Here is a 19,401-nt window from a genome sequence, read left to right as displayed (position 1 = left end):
GGGGGCAGGGACGTTCGGCCGTGCGCGGGCGCCCGGTCGGCGGCCCGTTCTGGGCGCGCCTCAATCGTAGCCCGAGACGGTCCCGGGCTGACAATTTCGACTGTAATGGACGTTCTTGTTTGGCTAGTCGTTCAAGAACGTCCCCAATGACTGGGTCGGAAAATTTCTTAAAAAAGTTCTTGCCCTAAGCTGATTCGTCCGTATAATAAACTTCGTTGCTTGAGAGCACGCACCTATTCCTCGGTAGCTCAATGGTAGAGCACGCGGCTGTTAACCGCGCTGTTGTAGGTTCGAGTCCTACCCGGGGAGCCAGAATTTTCCAGCCCTTTCCGTTGGGCTTTAAATTCCTCGGTAGCTCAATGGTAGAGCACGCGGCTGTTAACCGCGCTGTTGTAGGTTCGAGTCCTACCCGGGGAGCCAGAATTTTCCAGCCCTTTCCGTTGGGCTTTAAATTCCTCGGTAGCTCAATGGTAGAGCACGCGGCTGTTAACCGCGCTGTTGTAGGTTCGAGTCCTACCCGGGGAGCCAGGTTGTAAAACCCGTCGCTTATGCGGCGGGTTTTTTCATGTCGCGATCGCTTGGCGCGAACGTTACCGTATCAACATTTCGTGTCGAGGATGTAATCCCGAGGCCCGCCACCTCAACATGGCGCGGTCGTTGTAGAATATTGCAATGATTGCTCCCACGACATGGTGCCGCGAGCACCAAGAAAAGGAGATTCTTGTGTCTGAGACCATTAACGGCAGCCTGAGCGTCTCGAACGACGTTATTGCCGATATTGCCGGTTATGCCGCGATGACGTGCTATGGCGTCGTCGGTATGGCCGAGCAGCTCCAGGGCGCCGAGAGCGTGCGCCTGCTTGCCGGTCAGCGCCTCCGCAAGGGCGTGCTTGTCTCCGCCGACGAGGACGGCCTTACGGTCGATCTTCACGTCGTGCTCGAGAACGGCGTCAACATGAAGTCCGTCTGCCACAATCTTTCGAGCTCCGTTGCCTTCACTTTGCAGGAGATCGCCCAGATCGATCCCGCCAGCCTTAAGATCGGCATCCATATCGACGCGCTCAAGAGCCGTCTGAACTAGCGTCCGAAAACGGAGATTCAAATACCCATGATTGCAAAGACCATTCGCACCTGTTTTCCGATCGCTGCGGCTGCCGTTTCCGACAAGGCCGAGGAGATCAACAAGCTCAACGTCTTCCCCGTACCCGACGGCGATACCGGCACCAACATGTCGCTCACGCTCGCCTCGGTGACCAAGGAGCTCTCCGCCCTTCCCGCCGATGCCGACATGGAGGCCATCGCCGGCGCCATCACTCACGGCTCCCTCATGGGCGCCCGCGGTAACTCCGGCGTCATCACGTCGCAGATTCTGCGCGGCGTGGCCGAGGGCCTCGTCTCTGCCGATGAGCCCATCACCTCCGCCAACATCGCTTATGCGTTCCGTCGTGCCGTCAAGGTCGCCTTCCAGGCCGTCCGCAAGCCCATCGAGGGCACGATCCTCACGGTCCTGCGCGATGTCTCGACCAAGGCCGATGAGTGCGAGAAGAAGAAGTTCTCGGCTGAGGATGCGCTCGATGCCATCGTCGTTGAGGCGTACCAGTCCGTCGCCCGCACACCCGATCTGTTGCCCGTTCTGAAGGAGAACGGCGTGGTCGACTCCGGCGCCTTTGGCTTTGCCATCTTCCTGGAGAACTTTGTTGCCGCTGCGCTCGGCCGCAGCACCGTGGTCGAGGATTTCTCCGCTACGTTTGACTCCGCCGGCTCTGCCCGCGATGCTGCTCTTGGCCGCGTTGAGATTGAGGCCAACGACGACTGGGAGGGCTCGGAGTTCCGCTACTGCAACGAGTTCCTCTTTAAGGCCGACGCTCCCTTTGACGAGGACGAGTGCCTTAAGTTCCTGGGCTCCATGGGCGACTGCGAGCTGCTCGTGGGTGCCTACCCCGACTACAAGATCCATGTGCACTCCAACACCCCCAACCTGGTGCTCGAGCACATGCTGCAGCTCGGTCAGATCTACGAGATCTTTATCCACAACATGGAGATGGAGGCCCACGACCGTACCGCCAAGATTCACGAGGACCAGGAAAAGGCCGCCGAGCCCGCCAAGGCGCTGGGCTTTGTCGCCGTTGCCGCCGGTTCGGGCGAGGCCGACATCCTCAAGTCCCTCGGCGTTGACGTGATCGTCTCGGGTGGCCAGACCATGAACCCCTCGACTGCCGATCTGCTGGGCGCGGTGGACCAGGTCAACGCGACCTCGGTCATCATCCTGCCCAATAACGGCAACATCCGCATGGCTGCCGAGGCCGCCGCTTCTGCCTGCACCGACAAGAAGGTCGCCGTCGTTCCCACCAAGACCGTCCCGCAGGCGTTCTCCGCGCTGTTCGCGGTTCTGCCCGATTCCGAGCTCGAGGACGCTGTTGCCGCCATGGTCGACGCCATCAGCGAGGTTCGCGATGGCGAGGTCACCCGTGCCGTGCGCGACTCCAGCGCCTCTGACGGCTCTCCGATTCACTCCGGTGACGTCATGGGTATCATTGCCGGATCCATCGACGTGGTCGGCTCCGACGTGAAGCAGGTCACGCTCGACTGCATCAACCGCATGCAGGAGGAAGAGGAGGGCGACGCGCTGACGATTCTGGCCGGCGAGGAGCTGTCCGATGAGGCCTTCCAGGAGATCGTCGACGCCATCGAGGAGGCTCAGCCCGATTTGGAGATCGACGCCCATCGTGGCGAGCAGCCGCTCTATCCCGTGATCTTCTCGATCGAGTAGGCAACTGCCCATGTCCGAGCTGTGCTCCGTGCCGCGCGTCTCGGAGCGCTTTGCCCAGAGCAATGCGCTCGATGAGGATATCGCGCGACTCAAATATGTTTCGGGTAAACGTGAGGAGGCCCTTCGCCGTCTGGGAATTAGGACGGTGGGGGACCTCCTTCTCCATATCCCTCATCGATACCTCGACTTTACCCGTTCGTGGTCCATCGAGATGGCGCCCATCGGTACCGTGTGCACCATCATCGCCACGGTCGATCGTATCGTCCAAAAGCAACCCCGTCCGCGTATGCAGGTGACCGAGGTCTCGCTGGTGGACGATACAGGCGTGCTGCAAGTCGCCTTTTTCCGTCAGCCCTGGATTGCCCAGCAGTTTAAGCAGGGCGACCGCCTGGCCGTGATGGGTAAGGTCGAGTTTGCCTACGGCTTTAAGCAGATGGCCTCGCCGCATTTCGAAAAGCTCGAGGGCGGGCGTGCCGCCGGCACCATCCTGCCGGTTCACTACGTAAGTGACGGCGTGAGCCAGGCGTGGATGCGCCGCATCGTAAGCGGTGCGCTCGAAGTGGTCGCCAATCCGTTCGATCCGATTCCCGCGCCGCTGCGCGCAAAGCGGAAGCTCATGAGCAATGCCCGCGCGTTGCGTTCGATCCACTTTCCCTCGAGCATGGCTGAGCGCGACATCGCACGCCGGCGTCTTGCCTACGAGGAGTGCCTCTGCCTGCAGCTGGCGCTGCGCCTGCGCAACGACGGCGGCCTGGTCGATGTGGTGCCTTATGCCCACACCGCGGGCGAGCACCTGGCCGCGCTCAAGCAAGCCCTGCCGTTTTCGCTGAGCGACGAGCAAGAGGCCGCGTTCCAAGATATCCTGCGCGATATGTGCGATGGCGGGCGCGTGATGAACCGCCTGCTGCTGGGCGATGTCGGTACCGGTAAGACCGCCGTTGCCGCCTGCGCGCTGGCTGTGGCTGCCGATAGCGGTACGCAGGCCTGCGTTATGGCGCCCACGGGCGTTCTGGCGCGCCAATATGCCGATAAGACCGGCCCTCTGCTCTCGCAGGCTGGCATGTCCTGGGCGCTTCTGACGGGTGCCACGCCGGCGGCCGAGCGCGAGCGTATCCATGAGCAGCTGCAGTCCGGCGAGCTCGATGTCCTCTTTGGCACCCACGCGGTTCTTTCGGACAATGTCACGTTCAAGCATCTGTCACTTGTTGTCATCGACGAGCAGCACCGCTTTGGCGTAGGCCAGCGCAGCGCCCTACGCGCGAAGGGCCCCGGTGCCGATCTGCTTGTTATGACGGCAACGCCAATCCCGCGTACGCTGGCGCTTTCGGTCTACGGCGATCTGGACACGAGTATCATCCGCCATCGGCCCGTCCCTGGCGCTGGCGTGATGACACGCGTGCTCACCGAGTCGAGCCGCGACCTCGCCTATGGCGCCATCCGCGAGGCGCATGCAAAGGGCCAGCAGGCCTACGTGATTTGCCCACTTGTGGAGCCGAGTGATTCGGCCGATGAGCTGGAAGACGTACCTGGTATCGCCCGCGACGACGAGGGCCGCGTGACGGTCCCCGTGCCGCTGCACGATACGGCAACCGAGCTCGATCGCCTGCGTCTGGCGTTGCCGGGTCTTGTCATCGAGCGCCTTCACGGCCGCATGCCGGCGGGGGAGAAGGATCGTGTGATCAACGCCTTCAAGCGTGGCGAGATCGACGTGCTCGTCTCGACTACGGTGGTCGAGGTGGGCGTCGACGTGCCTAACGCCACCGTCATGGTCATCGAGAACGGCGAGCGCTTTGGGTTGGCTGCCCTGCACCAGCTGCGCGGTCGCGTGGGCCGTGGCAGCGTGTTGGGCACGTGCCTGGTCATGACGCACTCCAAGGGCAACGGTGGCGCTTCGGCAGCGCAAGATCGCCTGCAATCGCTCGAAAAAACCTCTGATGGCTTTACACTCGCCCAGATGGACCTGCGCCTGCGCCATGAGGGCGAAATCCTGGGGTACCGCCAGCACGGCGGTGTGACCCTGCGCTTTGTCGACCTGGATGCCGACGAGGAGCTGATCGAGTGGGCCCATTTGGACGCGGTCGAGCTCTTGCGGTATGCTTGTACACTTGACTCCGTGGCGACGCGCCCCCTGCGCGACGCGGTCGCCATGCGTTATCGACATATTTTTAAGGAGGTCAGCGGAGGATGAGAATCATCGGCGGCGAATGGCGCGGTCGTAAGATCGAGGAGCCCCGTGGTCGCGATGTCACCCGCCCCACGACTGATCGCGTGCGCGAGTCGTGCGCATCTATGGTCATGTCGGCATTCGACTTCGATCTGGACGAGGTCCGCGTGCTGGACGCCTTTGGCGGCTCCGGTGCCTTAGGGTTAGAGATGCTCTCTCGTGGGGCCCGCTCGCTCACGACGTTTGAGATCGATCGCAACGCCGTGCGGCTCATTACCAAGAATATCGAGTCGCTCTGCCGCGACCGTGCGCGTTGGCGCGTGGTCACGGGCGACATGCTGGCGAGTGCCTCGCGCGGTCGTGTACCGGGCGGCCCCTTTGATCTGGTCCTGCTCGACCCGCCCTATGCTTTTGGTGCCGAGCCGGTCGAGGAACTGCTGCAGAACCTGGCTCAGCAGGGTTTACTTGCACCTGGCGCTTACGCCTTGTTTGAGCATGCCGCTGCCGATGCGGGCGCGCATCCGGCAGGCTTTGAGACTGTACGTGAGAAGCGCTACGGCATTACCTCGGTCGACCTGCTTCGTTGGGTCGGCGATAACGATGGCGAGGGCGATAACGCCGGCACCGATGCTGACAACAACGATGCCACGACGTTTCAGGAGGACGCCCATGAATGACACCATCAACCGCGTGATCGTCCCGGGCACCTTTGATCCCATCACGTTTGGCCATATCGATGTGATCCGCCGCGCCCGCCGCATCTTTCCCAGCGTGATCGTCGCTGTTGCTGAGTCGCAGGGTAAAAACGGTGTGGGCACCACGTTTACGCTCGATGAGCGCGTGGCGCTGGCCCGCGAGGCGCTCGGTGATATCGACGGCGTCGAGGTCCTGCCCTTTACCGGCCTCTTGGTCGACTTCGCTCGCGAGCAGGGGGCGGGGGCCGTGGTCAAGGGCCTGCGCGCCATGACCGACTTTGAGTACGAGCTGCAGCAGGCCGACCTCAACTATCGCTTGGATAACGAGCTGGAGTCCATCTTTGTCATGAGCGCGCCGCAGTACGGCTATATCTCGAGCTCGGTTGTTCGCCAGATCGCCTCGCTCGGTAGTGACGTATCGACGTTTGTCCCGCCCAACGTGGTCGAAGCGCTCAAACATCGCTTTTCGTGACGTTTCTTATTGCCTGGTGGCATGTGGTAAACTAGCACAATGATATGTTACCTATGAAAGGAGACCGGATGCCGGGCGAGAATTTTCCTGGCGATAGGATCGTCAGCTTGGTCGATGAGCTCGAAGGGCTGATCGAGGAAGCCAAGCCGCCTTTCGGCAAGAACGCTCAGTTCAAGGTCATCGACGCCGACGTGTTCTTCAACATCCTCGACGAGATCCGCATGAGCTATCCCGAGGAGTGGCAGAAGTCCCGCCGTATCCTTAAGGAGCGCGAGGAGCTTATGGCTTCCGCCGCCGCTCAGGCCGATTCCATCATCGCCGACGCTCAGCAGCAGGCCCTCACCATTGCCGGTGAGCAGGAGATCGTCCGCCTTGCGCAGCAGCAGGCCGACGACATCCGCGATCGTGCCCAGCAGTACGAGCGCGAGACGCGTTATGCTGCCGAGGACTACGCAGAGCAGGTCTTTACGCACCTGGAGGAGAACCTCAAGAGCCTGACCGGCACCGTTACCCGTTGCCGTCAGCAGCTCAACGAGGGTGCCGCCCAGCAGAATGGTCAGTGGTAATGGCTGAGTTCCCGAGCGTTACCGTCGATCTTTCCGAGCAGCTCGAGTTTCCTGGAGATTCGTATCCGCTGACCGGTAAGGTCGATGTCGCCACCTACACGGTGGGCGAGAAGGAGTACCAGCTACAGGACGGCATCGACTACGACGTTGTCTTTACCAATGCCGGTACCGGTGTCTTGCTCACGGGCATGGTTCGCGCGCACGCCACCGGCGAGTGCGACCGTTGCCTGGAACCCGCCTCGTTTGATATCGCCGGCGAGATCGAGGAGTTCTACCTCTTTGAGGAGCCCGAGGATCCCGAGGCCTACGAGGACGGCTACGAGCTCCTGGGTGAGGACCGTATCGTTGATCTGGGTGAGCCTATCAATGACGCGGTCGTTATGGACACGCCGTTTGTGGTGCTCTGCAAGCCCGATTGCCGTGGTCTGTGCCCCACATGCGGTTGCAATCTCAACGTCGAGCAATGCGATTGCGCCGCCCAGGCAGAGGCAGAATGGGCCGCTGCCACGGAAAATCCATTTGCAGCATTGAAGAATCTCAAGCTTGATGAGTAAAACTGTGGTAGTATCGCTACTTGCGCGTAATCGCCACACTGGATAGTTCATAAGGAAGGTCACTATGCCCGTACCTAAACAAAAGCAGGGTCGTATCCGCACTCACACCCGTCGTTCCGCCAACATGAAGATCTCGGCTGCGGCTCAGTCCACGTGCCCCCGTTGCGGTGCTGTCAAGCTCCCGCATCACGTGTGCCCCAGCTGCGGTTTCTACAAGGACCGCGAGGTTATCGTTACCGAGTAACGGTATACTCTGGATGCGATGCCGTTCCAAATGGAACCACAATGGCCGGCTCAATGAGTCGGCCATTTTTGTATAAGGAGCATGTATTATGAGTAACGTTCGCGTTTGTGTAGACGTTGTGGGCGGAGACGAGAAACCTCAGGTTGTTCTTGATGGTATCGAGGCTGCGCTTGCCGCCGATCCCGATATCGAGGTCTTGGCAGCTGGTCCCGCCGAAATCGTCAATCCCTTTGCAGCTTCCCATGCACGTGTTGAGGCCCTTGAGGCGCCTGACGTTATCGCCATGGATGACGATCCCATTCGCGCCGTGATGACCAAGCGTAAGTCGTCGATCGTGCTTTCTTGCCGCGCCATTAAGAAGGGCAACGCGGATGCGTTCTTCTCCGCCGGCTCCACCGGTGCCATGACCGCCGCCGCCACCGCCTATGTGACGCCGTTTAGGTATCAGGCCGAAGGCAAGAAGCAGCCGGTGCGCCCCTGTCTGACCAATGCGCTGCCCAATCGCGCCGGCGGTCTGACGGTGCTGTGCGACATGGGTGCCAACCCCGATGTGGAGGTCGATGACATGGTGCGTTTTGCCCAGATGGGTAGCGCCTATGCCCGCGTCGTCCTGGGCATCGAGCATCCTCGCGTGGGCCTGCTTGCCAACGGCACCGAGGATGAGAAGGGCTCCAACTTTACCAAGGCCTGTTTCCCTGCTATGAAGGCCGCCGTTCCCGGCTTTGTTGGTAACTGCGAGGGCACCGACCTCACCTCAGGTAACTTCGATGTCGTCGTTGCCGATGGCATGTCGGGTAATATCGCTCTCAAAGCTACCGAGGGCGCTGCCAAGTTTTTGCTGCAGGAGCTCAAGGACGCCTTTATGGCCTCGCTCGGCACCAAGATCGCCGCGCTGCTCATTAAAAAGCAGATGCGCGAGATTAAGGCCAAGCTCTCTGGCGACGCCAAGGGCGGCGCGATTCTTCTGGGCCTGCGCGGCGTGGTCCTGATCGGCCATGGCGCCACCTCAGTCGAGGCTGTCAAAAACGGTACGCTCGCGGCGGCCGAAGCCGTGCGCGCCGGGCTGGTTGAGAATGTCGCCAACTCTATGGACGGTATCGTTTTATAAGAGCGAGTTAGGGCGCTGTTATGTGCTTCGCGGCGCACGTCGTGGGGTAGAATCAGAACCGTGTCTTGGTACCGCCCGGGCGGTACCATTCTTTTGGTATTCATGCACTATGAGAGGAAGCGCTATGGACCGCTCCGAAATCTTCGACAAGATCGCCGAGGTCGCTGCTGACGTTCTGGGCGTCGATGTTGCCGAAATTAGCGAGGAGACCACCTTTGACGACCTCGATGCCAACTCGCTCGAGCGCCTGCAGCTGGTTACGGCTATCGAGGACGAGTTCAACCTCGAGATCGATGACGAGACTCTGCTCTCGCTCAACTCTGTCGCCGACGCCGTCGACGCTATCGAAGCTGCCAAGGAGGCCTAAGTCTTGGCTTTATCCGAACGACTTACGCGCGCCCAGGAAATCTTGGGCCACGAGTTCAACAATAAGGTGCTGCTGCGCGCGGCGCTTACGCATCCCTCGGCAGTCGAGGGCCAGCCGGTTTCTGCCAGCTATGAGCGCCTTGAGTTCTTGGGCGATTCCATTTTGGGCGCTGTGGTCGCACGCTCCCTGTTTGAGTCCTATCCGGAGTTTGACGAGGGCAAGCTCACGCGCCTGAAGGTGTCGCTTGTCTCGGGCGCTACGCTGTCCGAGGTTTCTCACGAGCTGGGCATTGACGACATCATCATCTTTGGTGCCTCCGAGACCGGTACCGGTGCGCGCGGCCTGCATTCGGCCCTCGAGAACGTCTATGAGTCGCTCGTGGGCGCGCTGTACCTGGATGCCGGCTGGGATACGGCGGCGGAGTTCATTCACCGTACGCTTAAGCCGCACCTGGCCACCGAGCGTGCCGAGCACCCCGCGAACCCCAAGTCGTTTTTGCAGGAGTGTGTGCAAGCCGACGGTCACGAACCTCCGGCGTACAAGCTCGTTGGCTCCGAGGGCCCGGCGCATGCGCCCACCTTTACCGCTGTGGTTTTGATCGATGGTATTCGCCAGGGTCGCGGCTCCGGTTCCTCTAAGAAGGAAGCCGAGGGAGCCGCCGCGCTTGAGGCGCTCGACCGTATGGGTTACACCACCAACGGCGTGATTCTCAATAAGAAGCACGTGTAAGCGAGGAACCGTGTATCTCAAGTCCCTCACGCTCAAAGGGTTCAAGTCGTTTGCCGACCGCGCCCATATGACGTTTGAGCCGGGCCTGACCGTCATCGTCGGTCCCAACGGCTCGGGAAAATCGAACATCTCCGACTCCATCCTGTGGGTCCTGGGCGAGCAGAGCGCCAAGCAGTTGCGCGGCCAGGCCATGGAGGATGTCATATTCTCGGGCTCGTCAGCGCGCAAGCCGGTGGGTGTCGCCGAGGTCACGCTTGTGCTCGATAACTCGGACCATATGCTGCCCGTCGATTTTGACGAGGTCGCCATCATCCGTCGTATGTATCGCTCGGGCGAAAGCGAGTACCTCATCAACTCGAGCCCGTGCCGCCTGATGGACATTCAGGACATCTTGCACGATTCGGGCCTGGGCAAGGATACGCATTCCATCATCAGCCAGGGCAAGCTCGACGCCATTTTGCAGAGCCGCCCCGAGGAGCGCCGCGCCCTCATCGAGGAGGCCGCCGGCATCTCCAAGCACAAGCGCCGCAAGGAGCGTGCGCTCAAAAAGATTAAGTCGATGGACGAGCACCTGACGCGTGCCCGCGACATCAATAAGGAAATCGCCCGTCAGCTGCGACCGCTGGAGCGTCAGGTCGATCGTGCGCGCAAGTACAAAGAGTTGTCCTCGCGCGCGAACGAGCTTACGCAGATGCTGGCTGTCGACGAGCTGCGTTCGCTGCAGTCGCAGTGGAACGACCTGGAGAGCCGCTCCAAGGAAGGTGCCGCCGAGCTGGAGCTTGCGCAGTACCGCATGGGCGAAAAGGAGCGCGAGCTCGAGAAGCTCCAGGTCATGCTCGAGGAAAAGGGCCTGTTTGTGGGCGATCTGGGCGAGCAGCGCCGCCATATGCAAGATGTGGTCGGCCGCATTAACTCCGACATGCGCCTGCTCGAGGAAAAGGGCCACAACATGGTGTCGCGCCTGTCTGACATGCGCGGGCAGATTTCGAGCTCCGAGCATCAGCGTCGTCGCGTGGTCGAGGAGCTCGAGGACGCGCGTGCGCAGCTTGAGGAAGTGACCGGCGCGCACATGCAGGCCCAGGAGGACGTTGACGCCGCTGGTCCTGCCGCCGCAGAGCTCCACGAGCGGCGCGTGGCGCTCGACAATCAGATTTCGCAGCTTACGCGTGAGCAACGCGATGTGCAGCGCGTGGCCGACAACGCCGCGCTCGAGCTCGCCAAGGTGAAGGACTCGCTGAGCAATGCCGAGGTCGAGGACAACATGTATGCCTCGCGCCTGGAGCAGATTGACGAGCAGCTCGAGGAGGTCACGGCCTCGCTCGAGAGCCGTCGCAACCGCGCAGAGGAGCTTGAGGGTGCTCTTGAGGAAGCGCGCCAGGCCCAGGCCGATGCGCGTGAGGCCACCGAGGTCGCCCGTGCAGCCCTGAAGGACTTGCGTAATCGTGAGAGTGAGGCGCGCAACAAGCTGTCCGAGGTGCGCTCGGAGCTTGCCAGCCAAAAGAAACTCGATGCCCGCATGGCCGACAGCTCGCCGCTCGTGAGCCGTCTGGTGGGTGCGCTGGGCGACGATGTCTTGGGTCGTCTGGGCGACGTGCTGGAGGCCCCGCGCGAGCTTGAGGGCCTGGTTGAGCAATTGCTCGCCGGCGATATCGATGCGCTGCTGTTTGATGACGCCGCCACGCTTGAGCGTGCCGGTCGTGCGGCTCTGGACCAAAAGAAGGCCTCGGGCGAAGCACTGCTGGTGACGCGCGGCGTGAGCGGCTCTACCGCCGCTGAGGGCGCTGCCGGTACCCGCCTGGTTGATCGTCTGTCCGTGCGTGCAGGCTACGGACCCGTCGTCGAGGCGCTGCTCGGCGGCTATTACGTGGTCGATGACTTGGCTGCCGCGCTGGCTGCGCCTGTCGTTGACGGTGTGACCTATGTGACTCCCGATGGCGCCCGCGTAAGCTGTGGCGGCCTGGTGCGTGTGGGCCTCGATGCCGGCGAGGCGTCGGGTGCTCTGGAGCGTAAGCGTCGCATTCGCGAGCTGGAGGGGCTTGAGCCCGATCTGGCTGCCGTGTTTGAGCATGTGTCGGATCAGGTCGTCGAGGCCAACGTTGCCGTCGAGGAGGCCCGTGCCGCCGAGGGCGATGCCGCCGGTGAGATCGCCCGTCTTGAGGGCGAGCGCCGCTCGCTGCTCTCCGAGATCGGCCGCTTGGAGCAAAGCGCCAACAATGCCGAGGTCGAGCGCGTGCGCATCTCCAAGCGCCGCGAGCAGGCTGCCGAGGCCGTTCGTGCCGCGCGCCCGCGCGTTGACGAGCTCACCCGTTCGCGTGACGAGGCGCGTGCACAGGCAAGCGACCTGGGTCTCCAGATTGCCGAGGCCAACGATGAGCTCGATCGCGTTCGCCGTGACGATTCCGAGGCCGCCGGTAAGCTCGCCGATGCCAAGGTGCGCCTGGCCCAGACGAGCGAGCGCCTGCGTTCGCTGAAGGGCCGCGTGCCCGACCTTGAGCATCGTCTTGAGGGCATCGACCGTCGTATCCGCGGAACACGCCAGGCTTCGCGCTCGCTCGAGCTGCTGCGCCTGCGCGTCGACCCCATGCACGAACGCTATTCTGCCCTGTTGGAACGCGCGTCGGATTGGGCAGCGCGCCTGCGTGACCAGGCCTCTCTGGAGGAGGCGGACTCCGCTTCGCTCAAGAAGACCATCGAGGATGCCAAGGCAGAGGTTGCCCGCGCTAAGGAGCGAGTCGATACCGCCTCCGCCGCGCAAAACGAGTTCAAGGTCGCGCGTGGCAAGCTCGAGGTGCAGGTAGAGGCCGCCATTAAGGCCATTACCGCCGATGGCACCACGGTACTCGAGGAAGCGCTCATGCTTCCGGCGCCCACGGACCGCGATGCCGCCGAGCGCGAACTCAACCAGCTTGTGCGCCAGATCAACAACCTTGGTCCCGTTAACCAAGTTGCCATGGAGGAGTACGAGCAGCTCAAGCGCCGCGCCGATTACATCGAGGAGCAGCTGGCCGATCTGGAGAGCGCGCGCAAGGCGCTCACCAAGATCACCGTGGCTATCGACCGTAAGATGCGCAAGGCGTTCCTGGTGACGTTTGAGAAGGTCGATGCGAACTTCCGCGAGATCTTCGCCATGCTCTTCCCGGGCGGTCAGGCTCATCTGGAGATGACCGATCCCGAGCATCCTGCCGAGACGGGTATCGAGGTCGTGGCGCAGCCGCGCGGCAAGCGCATCACCAAGATGATGCTCATGTCGGGCGGCGAGAAGAGCCTGACGGCGCTCGCCCTGCTCTTTGCTGTGTACCGCACGCGCACGGTGCCGTTCTATGTGCTGGACGAGGTCGAGGCGGCACTCGATGACGCCAACCTGTCCAAGCTCATCGGCGCACTCGACGTGTTGCGTTCCGATACGCAGCTCTTGGTTATCTCGCATCAGCGCCGTACTATGGAGGACGCTGACGTCCTCTACGGCGTCTCGATGCAAGCCGACGGCGTCAGTCGCGTCGTCTCGCAAAAACTCGATCGCGAAACCGGAAAGGTCGTGAATGCATAATGGGATTCTTCGATGCTCTCTCGCGCGGACTTGAGCGCAGCCGCGAGGCCCTCAACGAGGTCTTCTACTTTGGCGGCGAGGTCGACGAGGATTTTTGGGAGGACCTGGAGGACACCCTCGTCATGGGTGACATGGGCGCCGAGGTCGCTATCAAGGTCTCCGATGACCTGCGCGATGCCGCGGCCAAGAAGAACCTCAAGACCGCTCCGCAGCTTCGCCGTGCCCTGGCCGAGCAGCTCGAGCAGCACTTTGTGCCCATCGAGCGCGATCCGTTTTCCGATACGCCGAGCTGCGTGCTGTTTGTGGGCATTAACGGTGCCGGCAAGACCACGACGGTCGGTAAGATCGCGAGCGTCATGGCCGCCCGCGGCAAGAACGTCGTGATCGGTTCGGCCGATACCTTCCGTGCTGCCGCTATCGAGCAGCTCGATGTGTGGGGCCAGCGCGCTGGCGTCCCCGTCATCAAGCGCGACCGCGGCTCCGACCCGGCAAGTGTTTGCTACGACGTGCTCGACGAGGCCGACAAGCGCGGCAGCGGCCTGGTGCTTATCGATACCGCCGGCCGTCTGCACACGAGCCCTGAGCTCATGCGCGAGCTTGCCAAGGTGGTTAACGTGACGCGTAAGCGCGCCGCCAATATGGCCGCCGGCCCCATGCCCGTCTCAGTCGTGCTCGTGATCGATGCCGCCACCGGCCAGAACGGTCTGAACCAGGCGCTCGAGTTTAACGAGGCGCTGGGCCTGGACGGTATTATCATGACGAAGCTCGACGGCACGGCAAAGGGCGGCATCGCCATGGCCGTGGCCGAGAAGCTCAAGCTCCCGATCCTGCGCGTCGGCGTGGGCGAGCAGGTCGATGACCTGCAGGAGTTCAATGCCAAAGATTTCTGCCGCGCCCTGGTGGGCGAGTCCAATTAAGGAGTGACTAGTGTTTGATTCCCTGAGCGATCGCCTCAACGACACATTTGACCGCCTGCGCGGCAAGGGCAAGCTGACCGAGGCCGATATTACTTCGGCCATGCGCGATATTCGCATGGCGCTGCTCGAGGCCGACGTTAACTTTAAGGTCGTCAAGGAGTTCGTCGCCAAGACCAAGGAGCGCTGCATGACCGCCGAGGTCATGGAGTCGCTGTCGCCGGCGCAAAACGTCGTCAAGATCGTGCTCGACGAGCTCACCGAGATGCTTGGCTCAACCGAGAGCAAGCTCGTCTTTAGCAATCGCATTCCCAATGTCATCATGCTCGTGGGCCTGCAGGGCTCCGGTAAGACCACGGCGGCCGTAAAGCTGGCCTACCTGCTCAAGAAGCAGGGCCGCTCACCGCTGCTCGCCGCGTGCGACGTCTACCGTCCCGCCGCTGCCGACCAGCTGGCCACGCTTGGCGGAGAGATTGGCGTGCCGGTCTTCCGTGGCGATGGCGAGCACCCGGTTGACATCGCCAAGGGCGCCATTCAGGAGGCCGTTGACCACCTGCGTGACGTGGTCATCGTCGATACCGCCGGTCGTTTGCAGATCGACGAGCAGATGATGCAGGAGGCCGTGGACATCAAGAAGGCCGTCAAGCCCGATCAGGTGCTGATGGTCGTCGATGCCATGACCGGCCAGGACATCGTCAACGTCGTCTCGACCTTCGCCGAGCGCACCGACTTTGACGGCGTGATCATCTCCAAGCTCGACGGCGACGCCCGTGGCGGCGGCGCGCTTTCCGTGCGCCAGGTGACCGGCAAGCCCATCAAGTTTGTTAGCATGGGCGAGAAACCCGATTCGCTGGAGCCGTTCTATCCCGACCGCATGGCCAAGCGCATCTTGGGCATGGGCGATGTTGTCGGCATCATCGAGAAGGCCCAGGAGGCAGCCGACGCCGAGCAGCTCGAGGCTGCCGAGCGCATGCTGCGCGAGGGCTTTACCATGAACGACATGCTCGACCAGATGAAGGCCGTCAAGAAGATGGGCGGCATGAAGGGCATTCTGGGCATGCTCCCCGGTGGCCAGCGTGCGCTTAACCAGATGGGTGGCAACCTGGACGAAGGTATCTTCGATAAGAACGAGGCCATCATCATGTCGATGACCAAGGAGGAGCGCCTTCGCCCCTCCATCATCAACGGCCAGCGCCGTGCCCGCATCGCCAAGGGCGCCGGCGTGACCCCCACCGAGGTCAATAGCCTTATGAAGCAGTGGGGCGAGATGAACAAGATGATGGGCCGCATGCGCACGATGGCCAATCAGGCACAGGCCGGCGGCAAGAAGGGCAAGAAGGGTAAGAAGGGCAAAAAGATGCGCATGCCCAATATTCCCGGTCTGGATGCCATGGGGCTGGGCGGCATGGGCGGCCTGGGAACGGGCGGCCCCAAGTCCGATATGGACCTGCTGCGCCAGATGGAAGCGCAGATGCGCAACAAGAAGTAACGACTAGTTGAGTCGTGTATGGCGAAGGCCGCCTGGATGGTATTCCAGGCGGCCTTCGCCGTTTGTTCGCTGGTTGTCGCACGCGTGGAAGCGCGTTCTCGACGAGGTGCTTGCCGCTAGTGGCAGCCGCAGCCTTCGTGCCCGTCATGGTCGTGGTGACCGTGGCAGCCGCAGGACTCGCCATGCTCGTGGATGTGCTCGTGATCATGTCCATGGCAGTCGCAGGTGGCCTCGCCGTTCTGTGCGAGCGTGCCGGCAATGAGGGCCTCGACGCAGGCATCGCAGCTGCCCTGGGCGCCCGCATAGACCGTGATGCCGGCTTGGGCAAGCGCGTTGATAGCGCCGCCGCCGATACCGCCGCAAATGAGCGTGTCAACGCCACCGTTGGCAAGCAGGCCCGCCAAGGCGCCGTGGTCGGTGCCGCCGGTGCCTACGACCTGCTCGTTGAGCACCTTGCCATCCTGGATGTCGTAGATCTTGAACTGCTCGCTGCGGCCAAAGTGCATAAAGATGTTGCCGTTGTCGTACGTCGTTGCCACCCTCATGGTGCCGACCTCCTTTGCTGGCCATGCGGCCGTCGTCGTGGCGATGGGGGAGTACGCGATATTGCCGCCCTCGATGACGAGCGCTCGTCCGTTGACCAGCGCGTTTGCCACCTTGCGATGCGCGCGACTGCTGATTGCCGCCACCGTGGCGCGGGCGATGCCCATGTGCAGGGCGACGGCCTCCTGATTGAGGCCCTCCAGATCGCACAGGCGCAGCACCTCAAGCTCGTCGACGGTCATGTCGATGGCATCACCGCTGGCCAGGCCATCGGGGGTAAAGCCGCGGTATTCGGGGATGATCCCGACGCGGCGCAGTTTTTCGCGTCTTCCTGCCATGCACACTCCTTATCTGACATATGTCAACAATAGGATAACGCGTTAGTCGTTGGGCGCAAGGCATTTCTGTCATATGTCAGAAAAAGGCTAAGATGCCTCGTTGCCGCATGCGGAGCCGCGCTGCCGTGCATTGCGTGTGCCGGACTAAGTGTCCAATTCGACACTCGCGCGCCTGGGCTACAATAAATCTCGCTTATAGGCGACTGACAGGAGGGTCAATGAGCAAAGCTGATCAGCAGTTTGTAACCATGTGCCGCGATATCTTGGACCATGGCACCACCACCGAGGGCCAAAAGGTCCGTCCGGTGTGGGAGGACGGCACCCCTGCCTATACCATTAAAAACTTTGGTGTCACGGCGCGCTATGATCTGCGCGAGGAGTTCCCCGCGCTCACCCTGCGTCGTACGGCGCTTAAGTCTGCCATGGACGAGATTCTGTGGATCTATCAAAAGAAGTCCAATAACGTGCATGATCTCAACAGCCATATCTGGGATGAGTGGGCCGATGAGACCGGTTCCATCGGTAAAGCCTACGGCTATCAGATTGGTCAGAAGAGCCATTACGTCGAGGGCGACTTCGACCAGATGGACCGTGTGCTGTACGACCTTAAGCACACGCCGTATAGTCGCCGCATTATGACCAATACGTACGTGTTTAGCGATCTGTCCGAGATGCACCTTTATCCGTGCGCCTATAGCGTGACCTATAACGTGACGCAGCGTCCTCAGGACGACAAGCCGACGCTCAACATGATTCTCAACCAGCGCAGCCAGGACATTTTGGCCGCGAACAACTGGAACGTGTGCCAGTACGCCATTTTGCTGATGATGGTCGCGCAGTCGGTCGATATGATTCCCGGTGAGCTGCTGCACGTGATCGCCGACGCCCATATCTATGATCGTCATGTCGATATCGTCCGCGAGCTTATCGAGCGTCCGCAGTTTGCGGCACCCAAGGTAACGCTCAATCCCGATGTGCATGACTTCTATGCGTTTACGACCGATGACCTGATCGTCGAGGGCTATGAGCACGGCCCTCAGGTCAAGAACATCCCCATTGCGGTGTAGGTGACGCGCATGACGTGTAAGCTTTCTGCCATCGTCGCCGTGTGTGACGACTGGGGTATTGGCTGCGAGGGCGATATGGTGGTGTCCAATCGCGCCGATATGCGCCATTTTGTGGCCTGCACCAAGGGCTGCCCGGTTATCATGGGACGCAAGACGCTGCTGAGTTTTCCCGGCGGGCGTCCGCTCAAGAACCGCCGCAATATCGTGCTTACGCGCGATATAGGCTTTACCCGCGAGGGCGTCGACGTGGTGCATAGCGTTGACGAAGCGCTCGCTGCGGTTGCCGATGAGCCCGTTGCCTGGGTGATCGGTGGCGGCGATGTCTATCGGCAGTTTTTGCCGTACTGCGTGGAGGCCGAGGTCACTCATAACCACTGCGTCCATCCCGTGGACACGTACTTTCCCGACTTGGACGCCGATCCCGCGTGGGAGATTGCGCAGCGTAGCGAGGTCGCGACGATTGCCGCCGGTGAGGGTGACGAGGGCGTCGATTATGAGTTCGTGACGTATCATCGCGTTGAGGCGTAAATCGTCTGGCGTGAACGGTATCATCGGGTTGATTGAATGCATGGGGCGGCGCTTAGCGTCGCCTCGTTTGGTATAGATGTGCTGTAAAGAAGGGTGCGGGCTGGCTGCTATGACTGATGCCGTTGAGGTTCTGCGAATTGATTCGCTCGATGACGAGCGGCTCGATGCCTATGTGCGACTGACCGAGCGTGAGCTTCGCTGCGTGCTGGAGCCGCAGAAGGGCATTTTTATCGCTGAGAGTGCCAAGGTCATCGAGCGTGCGGTTCGCGCCGGATATGAGCCGGTGAGCTTTCTTTTGGGCGAGCGCTGGCTCGACCAGATGATGCCGCTGTTTGACCAGCTTGTCGTGCGCGAGGGAGCGGGTCCGGTTCCCGTGTTCGTGGCCTCCATGGAGCTCATGGAGCAGTTGACGGGCTTTAACGTGACGCGTGGTGCGCTCGCGGCGTTCCGTCGCCCGCGTCAGATTCCGGTTGATGAGTTCTTGGGCGGTGTCGTCGAGGCGGCGGGGGATCGTCCGGTGCGTGTGTGCGTGCTTGAGGGTATTGTCGATCACACCAATGTTGGCGCTATTTTCCGCTCGGCTGCCGCATTGAACGTTGACGGTATTTTGGTCAGCCCGACGTGCTGCGACCCGCTGTACCGTCGCTCGGCCCGCGTGAGCATGGGCACCGTGTTTCAGGTGCCTTGGACGCGCATTGGCAGCGAGGCTCGTGTGTGGCCGCATGATGGTCTGAGCGCGTTGCACGATGCCGGTTTTTCGTGTGCCGCTATGGCGTTGACGGACGATTCCGTATCGCTGGACGATTCCGTGCTGCAGGAGATTGACCGCTTGGCAATCTTTATGGGTACCGAGGGTGCCGGCTTGGGCGCCAAGACCATTGCCGGCTGTGACCACGCGGTGCGCATTCCGATGGCGCACGGGGTCGATTCGCTTAACGTGGCCGCGGCGAGCGCCGTCGCCTTTTGGCAGCTGTGCCCGCACGTGAGCAATGAGTATCACTACCAGCCGGGTTTGTATCACTAGGCAGATATTTCGCACCTGGCTCTGATTCGGGGTGTTTCGGTCGACGCCAGTCGGTGCTAAGCTGATATTGGCTTTGGTCTTAAATTGCCGTTTTGCTGTTTGACGTATGCGTGTGGGGAGGGCGTGTGGCTAAGAAATCTACGGCGATCGATGTAACGCAAGGTGTCATTTGGCAGCAATTGCTGTCGCTGTGCGTCCCCATCTTTTTAATATGAGAAAGCCATTGTCAATAGGCGTGTTTGTTCGAGCCCGGTTTTAAACCGGGCTTTTTCGTTTCCCGTCG

At 61.5% G+C, this 19,401-nt stretch carries 18 protein-coding genes and 3 tRNA genes; 20 read left to right on the top strand and 1 reads right to left on the bottom strand.

Annotated elements, in window-relative coordinates; all coding sequences use genetic code 11:
• Positions 1 to 237 precede the first annotated feature (237 nt).
• The 17 genes from I2E45_RS09530 (at position 238) to ffh (ending at position 15,618) form a co-directional block, all read left to right on the top strand.
• Positions 238 to 312: transfer RNA gene (locus tag I2E45_RS09530), tRNA-Asn, on the top strand.
• A gap of 33 nt (positions 313 to 345) precedes the next feature.
• Positions 346 to 420 (top strand) — tRNA-Asn (locus I2E45_RS09525).
• A gap of 33 nt (positions 421 to 453) precedes the next feature.
• A tRNA-Asn gene (locus tag I2E45_RS09520) sits at positions 454 to 528 on the top strand.
• Positions 529 to 723: 195 nt separating this feature from the next.
• A complete protein-coding gene (locus I2E45_RS09515) occupies positions 724 to 1,080 on the top strand; it encodes an Asp23/Gls24 family envelope stress response protein (RefSeq protein ID WP_233539077.1) in 357 nt (118 codons plus the stop codon).
• A 27-nt stretch (positions 1,081 to 1,107) separates the two neighbouring features.
• The gene (locus tag I2E45_RS09510) at positions 1,108 to 2,769 is read left to right on the top strand and encodes a DAK2 domain-containing protein (protein ID WP_195445891.1); all 1,662 of its coding nucleotides are present in this window, start codon (positions 1,108 to 1,110) and stop codon (positions 2,767 to 2,769) included.
• Between the two features lie 10 nt (positions 2,770 to 2,779).
• On the top strand, positions 2,780 to 4,957 hold the full coding sequence (recG, locus tag I2E45_RS09505) for an ATP-dependent DNA helicase RecG (protein WP_195445890.1): 2,178 nt from the start codon (positions 2,780 to 2,782) through the stop codon (positions 4,955 to 4,957).
• Complete coding sequence (rsmD, locus tag I2E45_RS09500; protein ID WP_195445889.1) at positions 4,954 to 5,610, top strand: 16S rRNA (guanine(966)-N(2))-methyltransferase RsmD; 657 nt, start codon at positions 4,954 to 4,956, stop codon at positions 5,608 to 5,610. Before recG ends, rsmD begins: the two co-directional genes overlap by 4 nt.
• Positions 5,603 to 6,100 (top strand): pantetheine-phosphate adenylyltransferase, encoded by a 498-nt coding sequence (coaD, locus tag I2E45_RS09495; protein WP_195445888.1) that lies wholly within the window; start codon positions 5,603 to 5,605, stop codon positions 6,098 to 6,100. The genes rsmD and coaD overlap by 8 nt, the downstream gene beginning before the upstream one ends.
• A gap of 68 nt (positions 6,101 to 6,168) precedes the next feature.
• Positions 6,169 to 6,666, top strand: coding sequence for an ATP synthase subunit B family protein (locus tag I2E45_RS09490; RefSeq protein WP_040358176.1), 498 nt, complete (start codon positions 6,169 to 6,171; stop codon positions 6,664 to 6,666).
• On the top strand, positions 6,666 to 7,220 hold the full coding sequence (locus I2E45_RS09485) for a YceD family protein (protein WP_055309521.1): 555 nt from the start codon (positions 6,666 to 6,668) through the stop codon (positions 7,218 to 7,220). The genes I2E45_RS09490 and I2E45_RS09485 overlap by 1 nt, the downstream gene beginning before the upstream one ends.
• A gap of 64 nt (positions 7,221 to 7,284) precedes the next feature.
• Positions 7,285 to 7,464: a 50S ribosomal protein L32 gene (gene rpmF / locus I2E45_RS09480; protein ID WP_022094017.1), complete on the top strand. Its 180-nt coding sequence runs from the start codon at positions 7,285 to 7,287 to the stop codon at positions 7,462 to 7,464.
• Between the two features lie 88 nt (positions 7,465 to 7,552).
• Positions 7,553 to 8,572, top strand: a complete 1,020-nt coding sequence (plsX, locus tag I2E45_RS09475; RefSeq protein WP_195445887.1) for a phosphate acyltransferase PlsX — start codon at positions 7,553 to 7,555, stop codon at positions 8,570 to 8,572.
• Positions 8,573 to 8,696: 124 nt separating this feature from the next.
• Positions 8,697 to 8,939 (top strand): acyl carrier protein, encoded by a 243-nt coding sequence (locus I2E45_RS09470; RefSeq protein ID WP_055286398.1) that lies wholly within the window; start codon positions 8,697 to 8,699, stop codon positions 8,937 to 8,939.
• Positions 8,940 to 8,942: 3 nt separating this feature from the next.
• Positions 8,943 to 9,668 (top strand): ribonuclease III, encoded by a 726-nt coding sequence (rnc, locus tag I2E45_RS09465; RefSeq protein ID WP_117746013.1) that lies wholly within the window; start codon positions 8,943 to 8,945, stop codon positions 9,666 to 9,668.
• Between the two features lie 10 nt (positions 9,669 to 9,678).
• The gene (smc, locus tag I2E45_RS09460) at positions 9,679 to 13,215 is read left to right on the top strand and encodes a chromosome segregation protein SMC (RefSeq protein WP_195445886.1); all 3,537 of its coding nucleotides are present in this window, start codon (positions 9,679 to 9,681) and stop codon (positions 13,213 to 13,215) included.
• Positions 13,215 to 14,132: a signal recognition particle-docking protein FtsY gene (gene ftsY, locus I2E45_RS09455; protein ID WP_195445885.1), complete on the top strand. Its 918-nt coding sequence runs from the start codon at positions 13,215 to 13,217 to the stop codon at positions 14,130 to 14,132. The genes smc and ftsY overlap by 1 nt, the downstream gene beginning before the upstream one ends.
• Before the next feature lie 10 nt (positions 14,133 to 14,142).
• A complete protein-coding gene (gene ffh, locus I2E45_RS09450) occupies positions 14,143 to 15,618 on the top strand; it encodes a signal recognition particle protein (protein WP_022093830.1) in 1,476 nt (491 codons plus the stop codon).
• Positions 15,619 to 15,734: 116 nt separating this feature from the next.
• Here ffh and I2E45_RS09445 read toward each other — a convergent pair whose 3' ends face one another.
• On the bottom strand, positions 15,735 to 16,499 hold the full coding sequence (locus I2E45_RS09445; RefSeq protein ID WP_195445884.1) for a NifB/NifX family molybdenum-iron cluster-binding protein: 765 nt from the start codon (positions 16,497 to 16,499) through the stop codon (positions 15,735 to 15,737).
• A 218-nt stretch (positions 16,500 to 16,717) separates the two neighbouring features.
• Here I2E45_RS09445 and thyA point away from each other — a divergent pair, with 218 nt between their 5' ends.
• From thyA to I2E45_RS09430, 3 genes are all read left to right on the top strand, one after another.
• Positions 16,718 to 17,566, top strand: coding sequence for a thymidylate synthase (gene thyA / locus I2E45_RS09440; protein WP_161145471.1), 849 nt, complete (start codon positions 16,718 to 16,720; stop codon positions 17,564 to 17,566).
• A 9-nt stretch (positions 17,567 to 17,575) separates the two neighbouring features.
• A complete protein-coding gene (locus tag I2E45_RS09435) occupies positions 17,576 to 18,094 on the top strand; it encodes a dihydrofolate reductase (RefSeq protein WP_195445883.1) in 519 nt (172 codons plus the stop codon).
• A gap of 109 nt (positions 18,095 to 18,203) precedes the next feature.
• The gene (locus tag I2E45_RS09430) at positions 18,204 to 19,118 is read left to right on the top strand and encodes a TrmH family RNA methyltransferase (protein WP_195445882.1); all 915 of its coding nucleotides are present in this window, start codon (positions 18,204 to 18,206) and stop codon (positions 19,116 to 19,118) included.
• Positions 19,119 to 19,401: the final 283 nt, after the last annotated feature.

Origin of the sequence: Collinsella aerofaciens, from assembly GCF_015555045.1 — a bacterium.
GTDB lineage: Bacteria > Actinomycetota > Coriobacteriia > Coriobacteriales > Coriobacteriaceae > Collinsella > Collinsella aerofaciens_W.
This window is presented reverse-complemented; position numbering and strand designations above follow the sequence as displayed.

Excerpts from the sequence above, each read along its gene's own strand:
- I2E45_RS09430 (WP_195445882.1), top strand. The coding sequence starts at position 18,204 with ATGACTGATGCCGTTGAGGTTCTGCGAATTGATTCGCTCGATGACGAG.
- I2E45_RS09490 (WP_040358176.1), top strand. The coding sequence starts at position 6,169 with ATGCCGGGCGAGAATTTTCCTGGCGATAGGATCGTCAGCTTGGTCGAT.
- rpmF (WP_022094017.1), top strand. The coding sequence starts at position 7,285 with ATGCCCGTACCTAAACAAAAGCAGGGTCGTATCCGCACTCACACCCGT.
- rsmD (WP_195445889.1), top strand. The coding sequence starts at position 4,954 with ATGAGAATCATCGGCGGCGAATGGCGCGGTCGTAAGATCGAGGAGCCC.
- ftsY (WP_195445885.1), top strand. The coding sequence starts at position 13,215 with ATGGGATTCTTCGATGCTCTCTCGCGCGGACTTGAGCGCAGCCGCGAG.
- I2E45_RS09510 (WP_195445891.1), top strand. The coding sequence starts at position 1,108 with ATGATTGCAAAGACCATTCGCACCTGTTTTCCGATCGCTGCGGCTGCC.
- coaD (WP_195445888.1), top strand. The coding sequence starts at position 5,603 with ATGAATGACACCATCAACCGCGTGATCGTCCCGGGCACCTTTGATCCC.
- recG (WP_195445890.1), top strand. The coding sequence starts at position 2,780 with ATGTCCGAGCTGTGCTCCGTGCCGCGCGTCTCGGAGCGCTTTGCCCAG.
- thyA (WP_161145471.1), top strand. The coding sequence starts at position 16,718 with ATGAGCAAAGCTGATCAGCAGTTTGTAACCATGTGCCGCGATATCTTG.
- I2E45_RS09485 (WP_055309521.1), top strand. The coding sequence starts at position 6,666 with ATGGCTGAGTTCCCGAGCGTTACCGTCGATCTTTCCGAGCAGCTCGAG.
- I2E45_RS09445 (WP_195445884.1), bottom strand. The coding sequence starts at position 16,499 with ATGGCAGGAAGACGCGAAAAACTGCGCCGCGTCGGGATCATCCCCGAA.
- plsX (WP_195445887.1), top strand. The coding sequence starts at position 7,553 with ATGAGTAACGTTCGCGTTTGTGTAGACGTTGTGGGCGGAGACGAGAAA.
- I2E45_RS09470 (WP_055286398.1), top strand. The coding sequence starts at position 8,697 with ATGGACCGCTCCGAAATCTTCGACAAGATCGCCGAGGTCGCTGCTGAC.
- I2E45_RS09435 (WP_195445883.1), top strand. The coding sequence starts at position 17,576 with ATGACGTGTAAGCTTTCTGCCATCGTCGCCGTGTGTGACGACTGGGGT.